General features: G+C 72.6%; 1 protein-coding gene. It reads right to left on the bottom strand.

Going from position 1 to position 2,064, the window contains the following annotated elements; all coding sequences use genetic code 11:
- Positions 1-2,064 (bottom strand): acyltransferase domain-containing protein (locus ABT130_RS47455; protein WP_350966480.1); only part of this gene is annotated, 2,064 nt, incomplete at both ends.

Below are 2,064 nucleotides of genomic sequence, written 5' to 3'. Positions count from 1 at the left end.
CCCGCCCCGCCGACCTGCTCGGGCAGACCCACCTCAGCGAAGATCTCACCATCAGAACCCCGCCAAGCCGCCCGCAACCCCTGGAACGCCGGACCATACCCCAAGCCCTCCTCCGCCAGCTCCTCATACAACTCGTCCAGCTCGATCACGGACGCCCCGGCCGGCGGCCACACCGCCACATCGAACGGCACGGCAGGCGAAGCACCCGTGCTGATAACACCGGTCGCGTGCCGCACCCAGGGCTGACCATCATCGGCCTCGGCCGGGCGCGCGTACACGCTCACCGTCCGGCGACCCGACTCCTGCGCCCCGCCGACCCACACCTGCACCGCCACCGCGCCACCCTCACCGAGAACCAGCGGCGCATCCACGGTGAGCTCCTCCACCGCATCGCAGCCCACCTGATCCGCCGCCCGCACCACCAGCTCCACGAACACGCTGCCCGACACCACCACCGAACCCGCCACCACGTGATCGCCCAGCCACGAATGCGACGCGAGCGACAGACGACCCGTCAGCAACACCCCATCCGAGTCGGCCAGGCCCACCGCCGCCCCCAGCAGCGGATGCCCCGTGGATGCGAGCCCCGCAGCCGCCACATTCCCCATACGGGGGCGGGATGTCTCGGGCCAGTACCGCCGATGCTCGAAGGGGTAGGTCGGCAGATCGACCCGGCGCCCGCCCGGCAGCACCGCCTGCCAGTCGACCGGCACCCCGTGCACATGCAGCTCGGCCAGCGCCGCCATCACCGCCATGTGCTCATCACGATCCCTGCGCAGCGCCGATACCAGCACCACGTCGGCGTCGTGCACGTCCGCCTCGAGCGTGCCGGCGGCCATGGCGGTCAGCACACCGTCAGGGCCCAGCTCAAGGTACGCCCGCACGCCCTGCGCGTGCAGAGCACGGACCCCGTCGGCGAAGCGGACCGCGCCACGCACCTGCTCCACCCAGTAGTCCGGCGAGCACAGCTGCTCGGCCGTCGCCTGCTCCCCGGTAAGGGTGGACACCACCGGGATCCGCGGCGGGTTGTAGGACAGCCGGTGAGCCAGCTTACGGAAGTCCTCCAGCATCGGGTCCATCAACGGCGAGTGGAACGCGTGCGACACCCGCAAGCGCCGCGTCCTGACCTCCCGCTCCTCCAGAGCGGCGGCCACCTCCAGCACCGCCTCCTCGACCCCGGAGATCACCACCGAGGACGGACCGTTCACCGCCGCGACCGACACCTCACCCTCACGCCCGGACAGCAGCCCGACGACCTCCTCCTCCGAGGCCGCCACCGCCACCATCGCCCCACCGGCGGGCAGCGCCTGCATCAACCGCGCCCGGCTCGCCACCAGCGCGCACGCGTCGGCCAGCGACAGCACTCCGGCGACATGGGCCGCGGTGATCTCCCCGATCGAGTGCCCGGCCAGCACTTCGGGCCGCACTCCCCATGAGGACACCAGCCGGAACAGCGCCGTCTCCACCGCGAACAGCGCGGGCTGCGCCCACCCCGTCCGATCCAGCGCCTCCGCCTCGGCCGAACCCGGCTCGGCGAACAGCACCTCCCGCAACGACCCACCCGACTGCCCGTCGAGCAGCGGGTCGAGCTCGGCGATCACCGCGTCCAAAGCCTGCGCGAACACCGGGAACCGGTCATACAACTCCCGGCCCATCCCCGCCCGCTGGCTGCCCTGACCGGTGAACAGCACCGCGAGTCTCGGCTCCGCCGCCACCCCGCGCACCACACCCGCACCCGGCAGGTCCTCGGCCAGCGCACTCAGCCCGGCCAGCACCCCATCACGGTCGCCGGCCAGTACCACCGCCCGATGCTCGAACGCCGACCGCATCGTGGCCAGCGAGAACGCGGTATCGGCCAGCGCCACCTCACCGCGGCCCTCCACGTGCGAGGCCAGCCGCCCGGCCTGCGCCCGCAACGCCTCCGCCGTACGGGCCGACACCAACACCGGCAGCACGTCCGCGGCCGGCGCCTCGTCCCGCGGCACCGTTCCGGCCTCGATCCGCGGAGCCACCGGCCCCTGCTCCAGGATGACGTGCGCGTTGGTGCCGCTGATCCCGAACGAC

The sequence above is a fragment of the Streptosporangium sp. NPDC001681 genome (assembly GCF_040298085.1).
Taxonomy (GTDB): Bacteria; Actinomycetota; Actinomycetes; order Streptosporangiales; family Streptosporangiaceae; genus Streptosporangium.
Note: the sequence above shows the minus strand (reverse complement) of the source record. Positions and strands in the feature narration are given on the sequence as shown.